This is a genomic window from Onishia taeanensis (assembly GCF_003268885.1).
GTDB lineage: Bacteria > Pseudomonadota > Gammaproteobacteria > Pseudomonadales > Halomonadaceae > Onishia > Onishia taeanensis_A.
Genome location: NZ_QLSX01000002.1, coordinates 251,269 through 269,046, shown reverse-complemented (window position 1 = coordinate 269,046; position 17,778 = coordinate 251,269). Strand labels below are relative to the sequence as shown.

18 protein-coding genes and 1 pseudogene are annotated in these 17,778 nt (G+C 58.5%); 13 read left to right on the top strand and 6 right to left on the bottom strand.

Annotation, left to right across the window (positions count from 1 at the left end):
• The first annotated feature begins 63 nt into the window (after positions 1–63).
• The 3 genes from guaA to BCL93_RS03955 all read left to right on the top strand — a co-directional run bounded on the left by guaA (position 64) and on the right by BCL93_RS03955 (position 5,016).
• Complete coding sequence (guaA, locus tag BCL93_RS03965; protein ID WP_112053811.1) at positions 64–1,641, top strand: glutamine-hydrolyzing GMP synthase; 1,578 nt, start codon at positions 64–66, stop codon at positions 1,639–1,641.
• A gap of 238 nt (positions 1,642–1,879) precedes the next feature.
• Positions 1,880–3,601, top strand: coding sequence for a VPA1262 family N-terminal domain-containing protein (locus BCL93_RS03960; RefSeq protein WP_112053810.1), 1,722 nt, complete (start codon positions 1,880–1,882; stop codon positions 3,599–3,601).
• Entirely contained in the window at positions 3,598–5,016 is a 1,419-nt protein-coding gene (locus BCL93_RS03955; protein ID WP_112053809.1) for a hypothetical protein, read from the top strand. Before BCL93_RS03960 ends, BCL93_RS03955 begins: the two co-directional genes overlap by 4 nt.
• A 365-nt stretch (positions 5,017–5,381) precedes the next feature.
• Here the strand turns inward: BCL93_RS03955 and BCL93_RS17225 are convergent, their stop codons facing one another.
• Together BCL93_RS17225 and BCL93_RS03945 are read right to left on the bottom strand one after the other, a co-directional pair.
• Positions 5,382–5,615, bottom strand: coding sequence for a hypothetical protein (locus BCL93_RS17225; RefSeq protein WP_181463025.1), 234 nt, complete (start codon positions 5,613–5,615; stop codon positions 5,382–5,384).
• 183 nt (positions 5,616–5,798) lie between these two features.
• Positions 5,799–6,689: a pseudouridine synthase gene (locus BCL93_RS03945; RefSeq protein ID WP_112053980.1), complete on the bottom strand. Its 891-nt coding sequence runs from the start codon at positions 6,687–6,689 to the stop codon at positions 5,799–5,801.
• 239 nt (positions 6,690–6,928) lie between these two features.
• Between BCL93_RS03945 and BCL93_RS03940 the strand changes: the two are divergent.
• The 6 genes and pseudogenes from BCL93_RS03940 to BCL93_RS03920 form a co-directional block, all read left to right on the top strand.
• Positions 6,929–7,162: pseudogene (locus tag BCL93_RS03940) on the top strand (glutamine-hydrolyzing GMP synthase); the annotation flags it as partial.
• 281 nt (positions 7,163–7,443) lie between these two features.
• Positions 7,444–7,983, top strand: a complete 540-nt coding sequence (locus BCL93_RS03935) for a zeta toxin family protein (RefSeq protein WP_258395963.1) — start codon at positions 7,444–7,446, stop codon at positions 7,981–7,983.
• A 2-nt stretch (positions 7,984–7,985) separates the two neighbouring features.
• On the top strand, positions 7,986–8,135 hold the full coding sequence (locus BCL93_RS17220; protein WP_181463024.1) for a hypothetical protein: 150 nt from the start codon (positions 7,986–7,988) through the stop codon (positions 8,133–8,135).
• A 165-nt stretch (positions 8,136–8,300) separates the two neighbouring features.
• Complete coding sequence (locus tag BCL93_RS03930) at positions 8,301–9,233, top strand: putative RNA methyltransferase (protein WP_112053808.1); 933 nt, start codon at positions 8,301–8,303, stop codon at positions 9,231–9,233.
• 220 nt (positions 9,234–9,453) lie between these two features.
• Positions 9,454–10,329, top strand: coding sequence for a glutathione-dependent disulfide-bond oxidoreductase (gene yghU / locus BCL93_RS03925; RefSeq protein WP_112053807.1), 876 nt, complete (start codon positions 9,454–9,456; stop codon positions 10,327–10,329).
• Between the two features lie 218 nt (positions 10,330–10,547).
• Positions 10,548–11,798 carry a dicarboxylate/amino acid:cation symporter gene (locus BCL93_RS03920; protein WP_112053806.1) on the top strand — a complete coding sequence of 417 codons (1,251 nt, stop codon included), beginning with the start codon at positions 10,548–10,550 and terminating at the stop codon, positions 11,796–11,798.
• Positions 11,799–11,911: 113 nt separating this feature from the next.
• On the opposite strand, the gene BCL93_RS03915 is transcribed toward BCL93_RS03920, so the two are convergent.
• Together BCL93_RS03915 and BCL93_RS03910 are read right to left on the bottom strand one after the other, a co-directional pair.
• Positions 11,912–12,127: a TIGR02450 family Trp-rich protein gene (locus BCL93_RS03915; RefSeq protein WP_112053805.1), complete on the bottom strand. Its 216-nt coding sequence runs from the start codon at positions 12,125–12,127 to the stop codon at positions 11,912–11,914.
• Between the two features lie 200 nt (positions 12,128–12,327).
• The gene (locus BCL93_RS03910) at positions 12,328–12,981 is read right to left on the bottom strand and encodes a hypothetical protein (protein WP_112053804.1); all 654 of its coding nucleotides are present in this window, start codon (positions 12,979–12,981) and stop codon (positions 12,328–12,330) included.
• A 737-nt stretch (positions 12,982–13,718) separates the two neighbouring features.
• Between BCL93_RS03910 and BCL93_RS03905 the strand changes: the two genes are divergently transcribed.
• The 3 genes from BCL93_RS03905 to BCL93_RS03895 all read left to right on the top strand — a co-directional run bounded on the left by BCL93_RS03905 (position 13,719) and on the right by BCL93_RS03895 (position 15,317).
• On the top strand, positions 13,719–14,210 hold the full coding sequence (locus BCL93_RS03905; protein WP_220086227.1) for a hypothetical protein: 492 nt from the start codon (positions 13,719–13,721) through the stop codon (positions 14,208–14,210).
• A 40-nt stretch (positions 14,211–14,250) separates the two neighbouring features.
• Complete coding sequence (locus BCL93_RS03900; RefSeq protein ID WP_112053802.1) at positions 14,251–14,610, top strand: hypothetical protein; 360 nt, start codon at positions 14,251–14,253, stop codon at positions 14,608–14,610.
• A gap of 134 nt (positions 14,611–14,744) precedes the next feature.
• Positions 14,745–15,317 (top strand): cytochrome b/b6 domain-containing protein, encoded by a 573-nt coding sequence (locus BCL93_RS03895; RefSeq protein ID WP_181463023.1) that lies wholly within the window; start codon positions 14,745–14,747, stop codon positions 15,315–15,317.
• A gap of 398 nt (positions 15,318–15,715) precedes the next feature.
• Here BCL93_RS03895 and BCL93_RS03890 read toward each other — a convergent pair whose 3' ends face one another.
• Together BCL93_RS03890 and BCL93_RS03885 are read right to left on the bottom strand one after the other, a co-directional pair.
• A complete protein-coding gene (locus tag BCL93_RS03890) occupies positions 15,716–16,027 on the bottom strand; it encodes a hypothetical protein (protein ID WP_112053800.1) in 312 nt (103 codons plus the stop codon).
• A gap of 170 nt (positions 16,028–16,197) precedes the next feature.
• A complete protein-coding gene (locus BCL93_RS03885; RefSeq protein ID WP_112053799.1) occupies positions 16,198–16,566 on the bottom strand; it encodes a winged helix-turn-helix transcriptional regulator in 369 nt (122 codons plus the stop codon).
• A gap of 194 nt (positions 16,567–16,760) precedes the next feature.
• On the opposite strand from BCL93_RS03885, the gene BCL93_RS03880 reads away from it, so the two are divergent.
• Positions 16,761–17,765 carry a zinc-binding alcohol dehydrogenase family protein gene (locus BCL93_RS03880; protein WP_112053798.1) on the top strand — a complete coding sequence of 335 codons (1,005 nt, stop codon included), beginning with the start codon at positions 16,761–16,763 and terminating at the stop codon, positions 17,763–17,765.
• The last annotated feature ends 13 nt before the right edge of the window (positions 17,766–17,778 follow it).

The window sequence follows — 17,778 nt, the reverse complement described above, 5'->3', positions numbered from 1 at the left end:
GACACGGTGTCTTGACCCGCTAGCTTTTGGACTGGCTTGCGGCCTCACAGAGATGTTTTCTTCATGACCGATATTCACGCCCACAAGATCCTGATCCTCGATTTCGGCTCCCAGTACACCCAGCTGATCGCCCGCCGCGTGCGCGAGATCGGCGTGTACTCCGAAGTGCGCGCCTTCGACATCACCGAAGACGAGGTTCGCGAGTACAACCCCAACGGCATCATCCTCGCCGGTGGCCCGGAGTCTGTCACCGAGCTCGACTCGCCCCGTGCGCCTCAGTGCGTGTTCGAGATGGGCCTGCCGGTGCTCGGCATCTGCTACGGCATGCAGACCATGGCCGAGCAGCTCGGCGGCAAGGTGGCCGGTTCCAACAAGCGCGAGTTCGGCTACGCCCAGATTCGCCTGGACGCCGAGACCGCGCTGTTCAAGAACATCTCGGACCACATCGACCACGACAGCGGCAAGCCGCTGCTCGACGTGTGGATGAGCCACGGTGACAAGGTCGCCGAGGTGCCGGATACCTTCACCGTGACCGCCTCCACCCCGAGCTGCCCGATCGCCGCCATGAGCTGGGAAGAGAAGCGCTTCTTCGGCGTGCAGTTCCACCCCGAGGTGACCCACACCCTGCAGGGCCAGCGCATCCTCGAGCACTTCGTGCTGGATATCTGCCAGTCCGAGCGCCTGTGGACCCCGGCCCAGATCATCGAGGATCAGGTGGCCCGGGTGCGCGAGCAGGTCGGCGACCGTCACGTGCTGCTGGGTCTCTCCGGTGGCGTCGACTCCTCCGTGGTTGCCGCGCTGCTGCACAAGGCCATCGGCGACCAGCTGACCTGCGTGTTCGTCGACAACGGCCTGCTGCGCAAGGCGGAAGGCGACCAGGTGATGGAAACCTTTGGCCAGCACATGGGCGTCAAGGTGATCCGCGTCGATGCCGAAGACCTGTTCCTCGGCAAGCTCGAAGGCGTCAACGACCCGGAAGCCAAGCGCAAGATCATCGGCAACACCTTCATCGACGTGTTCGATACCGAGGCCGCCAAGATCGAAGGCGTCGACTTCCTGGCTCAGGGCACCATCTACCCTGACGTGATCGAGTCCGCCGCCAGCAAGACCGGCAAGGCGCACGTGATCAAGTCGCACCACAACGTCGGTGGCCTGCCCGAGACCATGAAGCTCAAGCTCGTCGAGCCGCTGCGCGAGCTGTTCAAGGACGAGGTGCGCAAGCTCGGCGTCGAGCTCGGCCTGCCCTACGACATGGTCTACCGTCACCCCTTCCCGGGGCCGGGCCTCGGGGTACGCATTCTCGGCGAAGTGAAGAAGGAATACGCCGACATCCTGCGTGAGGCCGATGCCATCTTCATCGAAGAGCTGCACAACGCCGGCTGGTACCACAAGACTAGCCAGGCCTTCGCCGTCTTCCTGCCGGTGAAGTCCGTGGGCGTGGTCGGCGACGGCCGCCGCTACGAGTGGGTGATCGCCCTGCGCGCCGTCGAGACCATCGACTTCATGACCGCCCGCTGGGCGCACCTGCCGTATGAGCTGCTGGAGAAGGTCTCCAACCGCATCATCAACGAGCTGGAAGGCGTTTCCCGCGTGACTTACGACGTGAGCAGCAAGCCGCCCGCGACGATCGAGTGGGAGTGAGACTATTATTTAACCTGTTGATTTCATAATGTTTATTGGGTGCCATTGATGATGTTTACTGCATTATCAATGGCATTTTTTATGGCATGAAGTGAACGCTCAAGCGGACGTGTTAACGATACCATGTCAGGTCATAGTGAATGTCAGTGCCGGAACTTTCGTTTCTACCTGAATGGCATCTAATGAGGAATTGGGCATCCATCGCAAAAAAGAGGTTGCATAAACAAGGGGGAACGCAATGCCTTGGGGTATTACAGAACATATTTGCCACCTGCAAAAGCTGCTGGTGCCAGGTGTAATCGGCAACTACAACAGCTTCGAAGTAACGGAGATATTCGGCTTCCACCGAGATGCCCCGCAGCAGACTTCAAACTTCATGAGTTTGCTTGTTGCAGAGCCCAGCCCGCCGCCGGATGGGAGTCCCCCCAAGCCCGACTTCCTAACCAATAAGCCGATTGAGCTGCGTGGCACTCCATGGAAATTTGGCATCTCGCGCTATCGGGTGTCTACGCAACAAGTCCTGCAAGCGCTTCAGAATTTCAGCATTGCTGGCGAGTGGAAGCCTGGCATTTCTGCATTGAAGGTCGGAGCACTTACCCCCATGCCTCCGCAATTTGTGCCTGCTGACACAGCGCTTCCACACCCATGGAACGGTGTGCTCAAGAATAACTTCTGGGAAGGCTCCCATGTCCTTGAGCTTTTCGATAGTCTGAAAACAGATGTGAAATTTCTCTTGGATGAGCCAAAGCTTCTCAAGCAACTGGCGGCGGACCTAAGGCCCTTCGTAAAGATGGGCATTGATGGTCTGTCTGACCGGCTTGGAAATGTTCTCATCCAATTGCCTGTGACCGTCGTGACGACAAAGGTTTCAAGCTCCCAAAACGGGGATTTTCTTGTACAGCCCATCTGGCAAAACTCCATGCCCGCGCGACAGCTAAGGGTGTCATGCGAGAAGTATGAAGACACAACCGTGGAGGGGTACGGCTCCGAAGATGTCACTGGTTCACTGGTGAATTTCCAACTTCACTCACTTGGAGGTGGAGCCAGATACGTTCTATGGGATGACCAGTACCAATTAGTGCTTGGCGCTTCTGCGCAAACTGCGTTCATCACGAGCATCAACATGAACATCCATGTTGTAGGGGAAAGTATCAGCACCCGGGAGTTCTATCTCCCAGCGCCAAATGGGGCACTAGAGTTGGTAGCCGTACCGCTCATTGAAGAACGGTCTCCAAACACTATCGGAACCCCAACGTCCAATCCGCGCGAGCCATGGCGGGAAAACAGAGTCTTCAGAGATAACCTAAAGAGCATCCGGGAGCGGAAGGAATTCATTCAGTACGGAGGGAACTCGGGTGCCGGCACGGACGATGCATTCAAGGACATTCGCGCACTACTTCGAATGCATGGCAGGACTGGTGCGTGGTTGTGGGACCCATATCTTGATGCCAAAGACGTTCTTGCTACGCTCTTCCACTGCCCACACAAAGGTGCTGACTTACGCGCACTCACAGCTGGCGCGGAGCCTCCGATGGCAAAGGATAAGGAAAAGTTATCCGAAGCCGTCGCTTTTTGCCAAAGGGTTGAGATATGGCTTCGCAGTCACCCCCTTGCAGGCTGGGTAGGGTTGAAGCCACAGTCTGCACCGCCCCCCCAACAATCTTGGCAAGATAAACAACTTGAGACCTTCATGAACTTGAAGGGCAACTGCAAAGACCTGCGGTTAGAGTTCCGCATACGCGAAGGCAGCGCTGGCTGGCCGTTTCATGACCGCTTTTTGATTTTCCCCTCAGACATCGGGCCGGCATCAGCGTGGTCCCTTGGAACATCGGTCAACAGTTTTGGCCAGAAGCACCACATCCTTCAAAAGGTCGCCGATGGCGAGCTGATTCGGCAAGCGTTTCTGGACCTTTGGGACGAACTGAGCGGTAGCGACTATCTCGTATGGAGGACGCCATGAACCCGGCTGCAATGAGTCTTGCCCAGGCCCGCTTTCAAGCGGCCTTGACCCCGGGCGCCTCTACGGCACCGCTTGCACTGAGCCAACTACTCACTCAACTCAGCACGGACTCTCAGTTGCAAGCCTTTGACGCCGAACCCATCGGTCACAGCACTGGTGACGAGTTCCCATTTCTACCCTACATGTATGCAATGGGGACGCCTCCTGATGCTGCTGCGTCTGAAGCGTGGGAGGCAGCAATACGGTGGTTGCTGACCGCACTTCGCAACTGGGATGCTAGTGTCGGAAATTCACTCAACAAGCTTCGTGCGATGCTTGGCGCAATAACGGCACTAGATGCAAACCTGGCGGGACTCTCCGGTGTTGCCACTCAAGTCGCGTCAACCCAGCTGATTACGGGTTTACGGCACCTCATAGAGAGCACCGACGTAGGTCCTGGATTCAATGAATGGCGGTTTCCAGAATTCCGTCAGCAAATCGAATCTTTGGCTAGCAGTGGAAATCTTGAGCGGTTGTGGCAGATGGTCCCGCACATGAACGTCTTCCCTTCGTCAGATTTTCGGTCGGCCGTGGTTTTCATGTTCAACGCCGAACCTGCTGAGCTTGCCGCCATTATTGAGAGTCGAAACGATGTTCTTTTTTCGCTCATGATTTGCAGTGTGCTCGGCATGCAAGCCGTAGTCCTTGCATCCAGGGTCAACAACCTAGTTTTCAAGTTCGTTAGCGTTGCAAATTCGTGTCAGGACCGCTCGGCAGGTCCCGGGCAAAGCATCCAGAGCACACTGCAGGCTTTGCTACTTCAAGTTGCGCAGACGTCTGCCGCGGACTGGGCTGCGTGGATGCAAGCGTTGTTCAAGGCTCCTGGCCACAACCCATCCCTGGATGCCGCCTTAGGGTCGGTACTTCAACAACTGTCCCAAGCGCACTGGACAGCATTCTTCAAGGCGCTTTCGCTCAACTACTCACACCGAGCAGCAGCGCCAGTTGCAAATATCCTTGTCCCGTTTGCAAATTCAACCAACGCTGCAGGAAAAGCCTTGATTTGGGCCACCGCTCATCAAGTCTGGTCTGACTGGGGCTATGGCAAGCATGAAGGCGATAGCGCAATGTTTGCCCCAGCCGCCTGCGCTTTAGACTTTCCCGTGGCCATGTATTACTCATCACTGCAAATCCACGACCGCTTAGCAGAGGAAAGCAAGCTACAAGAAGCCATCGAGACGGTGGAACAAGAATGGTTTAACTCCGTCACTGAATTGGTGACTGAGAGAAACAGGCTCAAATCTCGCCTACGCCTTGTGCAGCATGGGGTTGCACTGGCAAATGGGAGTAACCAGCCCCTGCCACCTCCCGTCCAGCCAGATGCGGACCTTTACGTCCAGGCTAGGTATCACTACCACGACGTAACTATTTTTTGAGCCACTTTTTGGTAGTCGGTTTTCTACCGGCAAACAGCCTCAGTCAATGGGTAGATGATGTGCTGCGTTAGGTAGCGCTGGTGTGAACAGTCCGAGCATGGTGTTTCGTATGGTTATTACAAAGCAAAGCACTATAAGTTATTGATTTATATTGATATTTATCTATCGATTAATCATCGAGTGGGAAGTGTTCGAAGCACTGCTATGAGTTGCCTCTCCTCCAGAGCTGCACTGGCTATAGTGCAGCCATCAGGAGGACAGGATGGGCGACGAAAATCTCAATCAAACGATGGTCCGCGACTTGCTACAGGTGTAAAAGCAACTCTCACTCTATATCAGCGAAAACAACGGTATAGTTCACTACCTCAAAAATGAGGACACGCTTCACCTCCCGCAATGGTTCGCCTCATCAGCCAAACCTGCACGCCCATTCCCAACAGCGCCACGACCCCTGCGCCCACCGACAGCATGTCGACTGGTACCTGAATGGCAAGGGCTAGTCCGCCGACTGATGCGCCGATAGCAATCCCCAAATAAAGCGCCGATTCGTTTAACGTCTCTGCAAGGTTGCCGTCGCCCTGCGCTTCGCGGGCTTTCATCAGTTCATTATTCTGCGGTACCTGTAGCGCCCAGCCCACGGCGCCCCAAAGCGCGATGGGGATCAGTGCCAGCCAGGGATTGATTCTCAGCAGCAGCGGTAGCGCGATCAGCGCGTCTCCCAGCAGCAGAATGATGGCGAAGGTGAGCCTGGGCTCGGAGAAACGGTCGACCAGAGCACCACGCTATTTAAGCTCCAGGTCGCCATCGTATTCAATGCACCTAGGCTCATTTGTCACGGGATCAATGAACTCGAAGCCCTTGGAGAGCAGCTGCAAGGGGCGTGTGTAATCATCCGGCGAGAGTGGCTGCAGCACCGGGTAGTAGCGGTCATTCAGGATCGGCCAGCCGAGTGACTGCATGTGCACGCGCAGCTGGTGGCGGCGCCCGCTGACGGGGTGTAATTCGAACAGCGCCTGCGTGTCGGTTTGCTGCACGCAGCGGATCACCGAATGGCTGTTGGCGTCGCCCGCGCTGACCCGCATGCGAAAGCGCTGCTCGCTTTGCTCGATGCGATTCTTTACGTCCCACTGCTGACCCACCAATGACTTATCGCCGTCTATCTCGGCGATGGCCTGATAGGTCTTGTGGATATGTCGTGACTTGAACAGCTGATGATACAGCGAGCGGGTCTCGGGATTGAGGGAGCACAGCACCAGTCCTGCCGTGACTCTATCCAGGCGATGCACCGCCTGCAGCGCCTCGATCCCCGTGCTTTTGCGCAGACGCTGTTGCAGACACTCGTTCACGTAGCGCCCACCGGGCGTGACGGGCAGAAAGTGCGGCTTGTAGGCCACCAGAATGTGCTCATCTCGATAGACAGTCTGCTCTGCGAAGGGAATGCTCGGCTCGCTTGCCACTTCGCGGTAATAGAACACGCGTAGATGTGGCTTGAAGGGCGACGCCGGCGTAATCCATGAGCCGTCATCGCGATGCACCTTGCCGGTGGCCATGCGCTCACGCCATGTCGCCTCATCGATGGCCGGAAACTTGAGCAGCAGATACTCCAGCACCGTCGACACACCAGGATTGACCTGAGGCAGGCTCAGCTTCGAAGGGCGTGCGGAAATGGACATGGAATGCATCACAGGTCGGGAAGGGCTGGGTGAACACGTGGTGAGAAAGCCTCACCCTATCGGCGGTCGCGCTAGTGTAACCGAGAGAAGAATCCATGTCGGGCGAGACATGATTGGGCTGAGTGATGGGGCCAATCTGCTGGCAGTGGGGTCTGAGCCGATCCTGTTCGAGTCCGGCGAGCAGGCTGGTGCCCGGGGCAGATGCGCATATTTTCGCCGTGGTACTGGGACCTAGACACGCCGTCACGGTATTGCTCAAGTCCGTGGGTGTGGTCGGTGACGGCAGCTGCTAGGAGTGAGTGATCGCCCTGCGTGCCGTCGAGACCATCGACTTCATGACCGCCCGTTGGGCGCACCTGCCGTATGAGCTGCTGGAGAAAGTCTCCAACCGCATCATCAACGAGCTGGAAGGCGTCTCCCGCGTCACCTACGACGTCAGCAGCAAGCCGCCCGCGACGATTGAGTGGGAGTGATGACTGAGGTAGGCCAACGGCGCAAACCTTGATCGGTCCACCCTAGATGGGTGGCCCGATTGCTTTTATGAGGAGTAGGTGCATGCTCGATGACGAGGGAATCGCTGATGACGCCTTGGCCTTTGCCAGAAAGCACAAGATGCGAATTGCCAAGTCACTGACCAGTAAAGAAGACTTCCCATCCTGAAGATGAACCCTTATCGATCTTTATGGCGGACTAGCCGGGGGCAGGCAAGACCGAGATTTCCAAGGAGTATGTCGCCGCGCTTGATGATCTCAAGTTGGAAGGGTTCGAAGGCTTCGGCAGTATTCTGCGAATCGATCCTGATGATTTGCGAGATCACTTCCCGGGGTATACGGGCAACAACTCTTGGCTGTTTCAGCGCGCCGTATCCATCGTCGTCGACAAGATCCATGACCTGATGCTGAATCAGCGGCAATCCTTCATTCTGGATGGCACGCTGTCGAGGTTGGGGGTCGCCAGAAAGAATGTGCAACGGTCCTTGAGACGAGGGCGAGCCGTGCAGATTTTTTATGTCTATCAAGACCCCGCCTTGGCCTGGGAGTTCGTGAAGAGTCGCGAGGAGGTCGAGGGACGCAACATCCCTTTGCAGAGCTTCATCAGCCAGTTTCTGGATGTGCGCGATGTAGTCACCCAGCTCAAAGAGGGGTTCGGCGACCAGCTTACGGTGGATATCATCATCAAGAACAACGATGGCTCCAGCGAGGAGTGGCTGTCGGACGTTCAGTCCATTGAGGACTGCTTGCCCGAACGCTACGCTCATGAGCAGTTGGACCAGCTATTTGCAGCCGAGGGCTGACTATGAAAGGAAAGACCGTAAAATCAACGCCTTTGACGCATTTCCAGCGCCAGGCTAGCGCTGAGCAGAAGAAGGCGCTCCACGCTAAGGTCATCAGCAATGCCATTGCTCGCCAGAAGCAGGTCATCAACCAGGCCAGTGAGCGGCGCTGAGACCCACCAGCCAATTCATCAAGCCTGCCCCAGCGGCAGGCTTTTTTGTGTTTCTCCCGCCTCTAAAGAAGGTCATGTGCCATCATTCGTGGCTGGTCAACGAGAATTCGCCCGCGTGGCAGGTTCTTTGCGTAAGGCATTCATCATCAGACGGTGAGGCAAGACATGAGCACGATCCCCTTTCAGGCCCTGGCCTGCCCGCTGGACGGCGACGTGCTGCACAAGAGCGGCAGCACCTGGCGCTGTGGCGTCGGCCACAGTTTCGATATCGCAAAGCAGGGCTACGTCAACCTTCTGCCGGTGCAGAAGAAGCGCTCGCACGATCCCGGCGACAGCAAGGAGATGGTGGCGGCGCGCCAGCGCTTCCTGAATGCCGGCCACTACCGGCCGATCGCCGAGGCTGTCAGCCAGGCCGCGCTGAGCCACTTGGCAAACGATGTACCAGGCGATGCCAGTGCCGATACCGCCTTAAGCTGCCTGGATGCTGGCTGCGGTGAAGGCTACTACCTGCGCGAGCTGGCCAAGGCCTGGGGTGAGGAAGCAGGCGAAACGACAGGTGATGGGCAAACCCTGGCTCAACTGGGTGTGGATATCTCCAAGTGGGCGGTGCTCGCCGCCGCCAAGCAAGGCAAGCAGGCAGGCCAGCAAGCCAGCTGGGTGGTCGGCAGCAACGCCAACCTGCCGGTGCAGTCCGGTACGCTGGATGTTGTGCTGTGCATGTTCGGCTTTCCCGTCTACCCGGAGTTCGCTCGCGTGCTGAAGCCAGGCGGCGCGCTGCTGATGGTCGAGGCCGGGCCGGATCATCTGCGGGAACTGCGCGAGATCATCTACCCGAGCCTGAAGCCCGAGCGCGCGGAAGAACCCCAGGCGCCTGAAGGGTTCACGCCCTTGGCCACAGAGAGCATTCGCTATTCGCTTGATCTGGAGGGCGTTGATGCCATCGCCGACCTGCTGGCGATGACCCCGCACCTGTATCGCACCAGCGCCGAAGGCCGCGAAAAGGCCGCGGCGCTGGAATCGTTGACGGTAACGGTAGACGTGCGGCTGTCGCGCCTGGGTCGCGATAGCCCGAAAGCTGACAGCCCGGAAGCATCTTGATCAATGCCCTGATGAGCACCACCGCCCCGGTCTGCTGTCGAGTGTGGCAGCGCAGCGCTCGGAAGCCAGTAAGACTCTGATATGGCATTGGGCACGAAACTGTCGCACGCTATTGTCTGTCACAGGTTGATAGCAAGCTAACGTGCCCCCACCTAGGTGGGTAAACCGAGTCATTAGATACCGTCACTAGATATCGTCATCCGATACCGAGGAGCGCTTCATGAGCCAAGGCAATGAGTACGTCCCACCGAAGGTTTGGACCTGGGATCAGGCCAGCGGCGGCAAGTTCGCCAGCGTCAATCGCCCTATCGCCGGGCCCACTCATGACAAGGAGCTGCCGGTCGGCAAGCATCCCTTCCAGCTCTATTCCATGGGCACACCCAACGGCGTGAAGGCCACGGTGATGTTCGAGGAGCTGCTGGCGCTTGGCTACAAGGATGCCGAGTACGATGCCTGGCTGATCCGCATCGGTGATGGCGACCAGTTCGGCAGCGGCTTCGTGGAGATCAACCCGAACTCGAAGATTCCGGCGCTGCTGGATCACAGCACCACGCCGGCGACCCGGGTCTTCGAATCCGGTGCCATCCTGCTGTATCTCGCCGAGCGCTTTGGTGAATTCCTGCCGGGCAGCCTGGCCGCTCGCACCGAGACCATGAACTGGCTGTTCTGGCAGATGGGCAGCGCGCCCTTCCTGGGCGGTGGCTTCGGTCACTTCTACGCCTATGCGCCGGAGAAGCTCGAGTACCCGATCAACCGCTACGCCATGGAGACCAAGCGTCAGCTTGACGTGCTGGATCGTCGCCTGGCGGAGTCCGAGTATCTGGCCGGGGATGAGTACACCATCGCCGATATCGCTAACTGGGCCTGGTACGGCCAGCTGGTGCTGGGTCGGCTGTATGACGCCGCCGAGTTCCTGCAGGTTCAGGAATACACGCACGTGCTGCGCTGGGCGAAGCAGATCGACGCGCGCCCGGCGGTCACCCGCGGGCGAATGGTCAACCGCACCTTCGGCGAGCCGGAAATGCAGCTGCACGAGCGCCACGACGCCAGCGACTTCGAGTTGAAGACCCAGGATAAGCTCGAAACCCAAGACTAAGGGTCGGCACTGCCGGCAGCGATGATCGCGCTGCCAGCTACATGGCCTTTGGATCACCTAGCGCCCATGAGGAATGCCTTGTGGGCGCTGTCCTGTTGGTGGCCTCGCCAACGATCACCGTTGGGCGAGGTAACCGCTGACAACAACGACCATCGCCGCCAATGGGCGTCACGGCCGGTTGAGGGCCTTGAGAGGAACGTCATGATGGGAGGTAGGTTATGAAAGCGCTGCTGCGCACCTATATGGAGGCATCGCTGATTCTTCGCGTCAGCATCGCGCTGGTGCTGGGTGTGGTCGTTGGCCTGCTGGGCGGTCAGGACGCCGCGCACTGGCTGGCGCCCTTTGGTGAGCTGCTGCTTAGGCTCTTGAAGTTTCTGATCGTGCCGATCGTGCTGTTCACGCTGATGGTTGGCATCAACCAGGCGCCGCTTGGCAGCACGGGGCGTTTGGGTCGCAAGCTGTTCGGCTACTACGTGGTGACCTCGGCGCTGGCGATCGTGGTCGGGCTGGCGGTGGCGACGTTCTTTGCCCCCGGCAGCGGCATGACGCTGGATGAAAGCGCGCAGGTCAGCGTGCCCGATAACCCGGGCATCGCCAACGTGCTGCTTAACATCGTGCCGGACAACATCGTCGCGGCGTTCGTTGAGGGCAACCTGCTGGGCATTATCTTCACGGCGGTGGTGTTCGGCATCGCGCTGTTGATGCTGCGCAACTCCGACAGCCATGCCGCGCTCGGTGAGCGGCTGTATGGCGTGATAGAGGCGCTGAACGAAGTGACCCTCAAGGTCATGTCCGGCGTGCTCCACTATGTGCCGATCGGGGTGTTTGCGATTGTCGCCAAGACGGTCGGCCAGCAGGGCATGGAAACGCTGCTCTCGCTTGGTGACATGGTCGCGGTGCTCTACATCGCGCTGGCGGCGCAGGTGGTCGTCTACGGGGTGTTGATGAAGCTGTTCGGCGTTCGGCTGCGGGCGTTCTTCCGTGAGGCCCGCACGCCGATGGCCACCGCCTTCGCCACCCAGAGCAGTTCAGGCACGCTGCCGCTGACGCTGAATGCCGCACGCCGCCTTGGCTATGCGCGCAGCCTGTACGGCTTCAGCCTGCCGCTGGGCGCGACCATCAACATGGATGGCGCGGCGATCCGCATCGCGATTTCGGCGGTGTTCGCGGCCAATGTGATCGGGGCGCCGCTGGATCTGATGAGCATGGCCCAGATCGTGCTGATCGGTACCCTGACCTCGATTGGAACCGCCGGGGTGCCGGGAGCCGGCATCGTGATGATCGCGACGGTCTTCGCTCAGGTGGGGCTGCCGATCGAAACGGTGGCGCTGCTGGCGTCCATCGATGCCCTGGTGGGCATGGGCTGCACCGCGCTCAACGTCACGGGGGACCTGGTCGGTACCTCGATCATTTCCCGAACGGAAGAGAAGCATGCTGCCCAGCCCGAGGCGTCGGCCTCAACGGCCTGAGGAGGGCGAATTGCTTAGCCTCCGGTATCCACCAGGCAGGCAACGGGGGCGCCAGTCATCTGATTGAACCACCGTCTAGCGGCTGGGAGAAGCGCCGGTACAGGGGGCGGCGCTTACTTCCAGCCCATCCGCCAGGTCTCTTCATCCTTGAGTGCCTGCCAGGGCAGGGTGAATTCCCGCCGGGTTAGCACGGCTTCCAGCACCACCTGCACGACGTTTTCTTCCTCGTCGCGCAACAGCTTGGTGACCATGAAATGTTTTTCCTTATGCTTGGGCGCAACGGCGGTCCACTTGCTGTGGTGAAGCTTGTCGGGATTGATGGCGTGCATCGGTGCTGTGCTCCTGTGTTTATCGGTCGTGAATAGGCTTTTCCGCTGTATGAAAAAACGCCCCTGACGCTGAGGTCTTGGGGCGTTTTTTATGAATCCCGGCCGATGGTGGTATCGGTGGATGAGGTGTTGCTCGCCCATTTGTCGCCTTATGGACTTACCACCTTTATAAAAGCATCAATTTATCTAAAAGTACGACCTTATGTAGATAGGCCAGCATCCTGTGTCTGCTGGTCAAGCGGCTGGGCGGGGAAGTGCCGATTCAACTGGCCGATCTGGTAGAGATCATTCATGTACTTGTCGAGTTTGGCAATCAAGTGCGTGAACAGAATCAGCGCATAGATCAGCAGCATCAGGATCGATTCATCGTGCATCCAGGCGGCCGGTACATCGTAGCCGATGGAGTAGACGCTCAGGCCACCCAGGAAAAGGGCCAGCAGGCAGTTGATGATGATGACGGCGATGGCAACGCCCCGGGAGTCTTTCGCGGGCGGGTTGGTCTTGATGCCAAAAGGATGACGAATACTGATCTTGCCGTTGCAGATGATGTTGCTTTTCCGGCGCAGCAGAGGCTCCACGTTGGGAAGCTTATCGCCTTGAGAGAAGGCTGCCAGCGCAACTCGCGGGTCGAAATCGCTACCGAAGAAGGCCTTCACGCCTTTTACAAACCCCATTGAGGAGCCCGTTTCCCGGTATTCCTTGGCCTGATGCGCCAGCTCTTCAACTTCCTGCCCACCGATGCGGGCGCGCTTCTCTTCGTCAGCGAAGTTCTGGCTATGATAGATGTCATATAGCTGATAAACGGCAATTGAAACACCGGCATAGATCAGGAAAAAGATCAGAATACTCAGCATGTCACTAGGCTCCTTATGTGCTGACACATCACTGTGATGAAAACTGACTGCCCCGGTGCCCTTGAACCTTTCTTCACGTTAGACGGCGGTATGGCCGCTACTAGGGTGTACTGAAGAACGTCTCTAGTCTCTAAGGGAGTCTCTAGAAGAGTATCTAGAAAAGTCTCTATGAGAGTATCTAGAAGAGTATCTAGAAAGGTACCGAAAAGTGCCGAAACGAATGACGCTGAAATTGGCAATGGGGGCGGCGATTAGAGGGCAGCTCATGTACACAGAATGTTGCTCCGGTGCTTGATCTGAATCAACCATCAAATGCTTGAGTGCGCTCTTTTACCGCACCCGTGACACGGCCTGCTTGACATTCTTACGGCGCCAGCTCGTTCACTGGTCGTTTGGCTGACGGCGTATCATACGAGGCCCTGATTTTGCTCAGCCGCACACCCGGTATCGACAACGGGTAGTGGAGCGTCTTACCGCACTCGGCTTGACTGATAGAGCAGCGCCCGACCCGTCAGGGCGCGCAAGCGAGCACCGGCTGGCTGGGTCTGCGTTGGTCGTCTTTTCAGGTGGTACTGAGGGCAATGAGAGAGGGCAGTGCGATGAACACATGCATGATGGAATCAAGAGATGTGAGCCGGTGTGTCGTCAGTCGGCTTAAGTGTAATCAGCGGTGGTGTGAAGAGCCGGAAGGTAGGGCTGAGTACGTCAGCCATTGGGCCGTTGCTGGGGCGTTGCTGGTGATTGCCCTTGCCCAGGCGAGCCCGGCGCAGGCGCAGTCGGCTCCTCTTGAGAACGCCTTGAGCGCGGCCTGGCCGGGGATGGCCGAGGGCGCCACGGTAGTGGATTGGGAAGGCAAGGTGCTCAAGGAAGGCAGCAATGGCTATACCTGTATGCCGACGCCACCGATGCTGACCGGCAATGCGCCGATGTGCCTGGATGAGACCTGGATGGCCTGGGCCAAGGCCTGGCAAGCCAAGGAGTCCTTCACCGCCGAGGCGCTGGGCATTGCCTACATGCTGGCGGGAGACGCGGGAGCCAGTAATATCGACCCCTATGCCGAGGGGCCCAGCGAGGATAATCAGTGGATCAAGGAAGGGCCGCATCTGATGATCATTGCCCCTTCGGCGTTGCTCGATGCCTATCCCACCGACCCCGAGAACGGCGGGTCTTATCTGATGTGGAAGGGCACCGACTATCAGCATCTGATGGTTCCGGTGGGTGCTCGCTAGCGGTGTGTGCGGGGATGAGCGATCCATAGAGGGCGGTGAAATGAATGCCAAAAGCATGGCGACGTTTATGGTGCTGCAAATGATGCTTGCCGGCGGAAGCCAGTCAGTGCCCGCGGCCACCAGCGTTCATACCCAGGGCGGTGGCTCGGTGGTGGTTTCGAGCACTCGCACCGCCGCTGGCGGTAGCACTGTGGAAGCGGCGGTGTCGGGGCGTAACGCGGTTATTGATGTGAACGGTGATCATGTCGAGATCAAGGACGGGCGACTGACGTTGAACGGGGTTTCTTATGGGCGCGTACAGGAGCGTTCGACGGTGATCTACCGGATCGTCGGTGGTGAGAAGAGGCTGCTGGTCGATGGCGTGGTGCGCCGGCCCGTGAAAGCGGGAGAGGCAGGCTAGGCGACTTAAGACCGCGGTAAGGCATGGGTGCTATTACTCTCTGATCGCCTTGCATCGTATCCGTTGAAGAGGCCATGGGTTTCAGGATCGGGCGAGTTAGGAAGCCTTTGGGTCGCCACCACATAAGGACTTGCATGAACGTACTCAGTAGCACCATGAGCTATTTCCGAGAGCGCCAGACGCCGCTCGTGCTGTCGTTTCATATCGCCGTCTTACTGATGGTGATCAGCCAGATCATTTTCAGCAATTTCATGGGCTTCACTCGGGCGGGAGAGGTGGCGAGCCAGCTTCCCGAGCGCGTGGGCACCTGGCTGCATATCGGGACGGGGCTGTTGCTGGTGCCGGTATCGCTGATCTTTCTATTTGCCGTGATCAAGCAGCGGGGCCTGAAGTACTACTTTCCTTACCTGGTCGGCGATCTGGAGCCGCTGAAGGCCGATATTCAGACGCTATTGAAGTTCAAGCTGCCAGCCCCGGGGCCGGCTGGACTGGCTGCGGTCATGCATGGGCTCGGCCTGGGAGCGCTGCTGCTGGTGGTCTTGTCGGGCTTTACCTGGTTTCTGTGCTGGAATTTTCAGCCGTCGTGGGCGTATCAGGTGAAGGAAGTGCACGGGCTGCTGACCGGGCTGATAGAAGCCTATCTGGTGGGGCATGCCGCCATGGGCATTCTGCATATCTACCTGCGCTATCGCGCGCCCAGCCTTTAGGTACACTCGCCCTGCGGGCCATTAGCCAGCGCGGGACTGCTGGTGACACGACCTGAACGAAAACACCCCATCCAGCGTGGCTGAATGGGGTGTCGTGGCGGTCTAGCTTGCATCGATTAACTCTCTAGCTTCTAACGCTTTCGCAGCGTCCCTGCTCACGTGCTATTGCTAAACGTACAATGCTACGAGTGCGGTGAACCATGTGCTGTGAAGCAAGTGCTGTGAAGCAAGTGCGGTGAAACAGGTGCTCTGCTTCAGGTACTTACCTTGCCTTTGCTTACCTTACATAGGCTTGGCTTGAAGCGACCTGACTCACTGTCGAACGGGCAACCTGCGTGCTTGCCCCGCTCTGTCACACCATTCCTATCACGCCAGTTCTATCACGCCAGCCTGTTCCCTCAATACTGCGTGTTCTCCTCGTAAAGCTCTGCCTTGGCGTCACGCATGACGTTTTCGCAGGCGGCCTGGTGAGCAAGCTGGGTGAGCAGGCTGTGCGTCACCTCGAAGCCTTTGCCCAGGCAGACATCGACATCTTCCTGGCTCACCCGAGGGGTCACATCGCAGTCAATCTGGATCGTACGTCCGCCACCATCCAGCCTGTTGGCAAGCGCCCTGATGCTCCAGGCGATGCGTTCCTTCCAACTGGCTGTTTCTTCCACGCCTTCGTTTACGTTAAACGTGCACTGCCATTCAGGTCGATATACCTTCATGAGAACCTCCGTGCTGGCTTGGTAAGAATGATCGATCGTGATGCCTACTCCATTGACTGTCGGTGGTACCCGCTCAGCATACAGGGTTTTGGCCACCGATCCAGCACTGTGTTGTTGTGCCGGGTCGCAGGGGCTGTAGTGGCGTGCTCTGAGAAGTGAGCAAGCGCTCCCTATTCGTCCGCGCTTCGCAACGCCGATAATTTGTCCAGGTACTGGCTGCCCCAGGCTTCCAGCTCCTTGAGGATCGGCTCGAGTGTCTCGCCGAAGGCGGTCAGGCGGTATTCGACCCTGGGGGGTACTTCGGCATAGACGTGCCGGTGGACAATGCCGTCGCGCTCCAGCTCGCGTAGCTGCTTGGTCAGCATGCGCTGGGTCACCGACGGCATCAGCCGGCGCAACTCGTTGAAGCGTTTGGTGCCATCCGTCAAGTGGAAGAGGATCACGCCCTTCCACTTGCCGCCGATGGCTTCGATGGCGGCTTCCACGGAGCAGCCGAAGCTGCAGGCGTAATTCTGATGCCGCATGTTTTTATGATCCATGTTCGGGTATCGCCTGTTCGAGTGTCGCGCGGGCGGGGTCTTGCCCGTTGGTTGCGGTATACAAAAGTGTACCTAGGATATTTATAGAGGCTAAGGCACGGAAAAATCACTACCGCACAGGAGTGTGCATACTTGTTAGCCACCATGGTACCCCTATACTCGGTCGGCAATACACTTGCTGATAGGAGCTCACCATGAAAGCCGTTGGTTATAAGCAGTCGCTGCCGGTCACTGCCTCAGAAGCACTCGAGGATATCGAGCTGCCGACCCCCGAGGCTCAGGGCCGCGATCTTCTGGTGCGTGTCGAGGCCGTCTCGGTCAACCCGGTCGATACCAAGATTCGTCAGAACGTGTCGCCTGAGGGTGGCGAGTACAAGGTGCTGGGCTGGGATGCCGCCGGTGTGGTTGAGGCCGTCGGTGAGGACGTGACCCTGTTTCAGCCCGGCGACAAGGTCTGGTATGCCGGCGCTGTCGATCGTAGCGGCACCAATGCGCAGTTCCATCAGGTCGATGAGCGCATCGTCTCCAAGATGCCGACATCACTTGGCTTTGCCGAGGCGGCGGCGCTGCCGCTGACCACGATCACCGCCTGGGAAATGCTCTTCGATCGCCTGCAGGTGGCCAAGGAAAACGCCGGTTCGCTGCTGATCATCGGTGCTTCTGGCGGCGTGGGCTCGATCATGATCCAGCTCGCCAAGCAGCTTACCGACCTGACCGTGATCGCGACCGCTTCAAGGCCGGAAACCCGTGCCTGGGCGCAGGAGCTGGGCGCCGACCATGTCATCGATCACCGCCAGTCGCTGGTCGACGAACTGAAGGCAGCCGACCTTCCTTCCGTGAACTATGTGGCGAGCCTGACCCATACCGACGAGCACCTGGCCGCGATCGCCGAGCTGATCGCACCCCAGGGGCGGCTTGCGGTAATCGATGACCCCGCGTCGTTCGACATCATGCCGTTCAAGCGCAAGAGCGTATCGGTGCATTGGGAGTTCATGTTCACTCGCTCGCTCTTCCAGACAGAAGACATGATCGAACAGCACCGGCTGCTCGAGCGGGTGGCCGAGATGGTCGACCGCGGCGAGCTGACCACTACCCTCGCCGAAGAGTTCGGCACCATCAACGCCGAGAACCTGCTGCGTGCACATGCGCTGCTGGAATCCGGCAAGGGGCGCGGCAAGATCGTATTGCGCGGTTTCTGAAACCCCGTCCGTC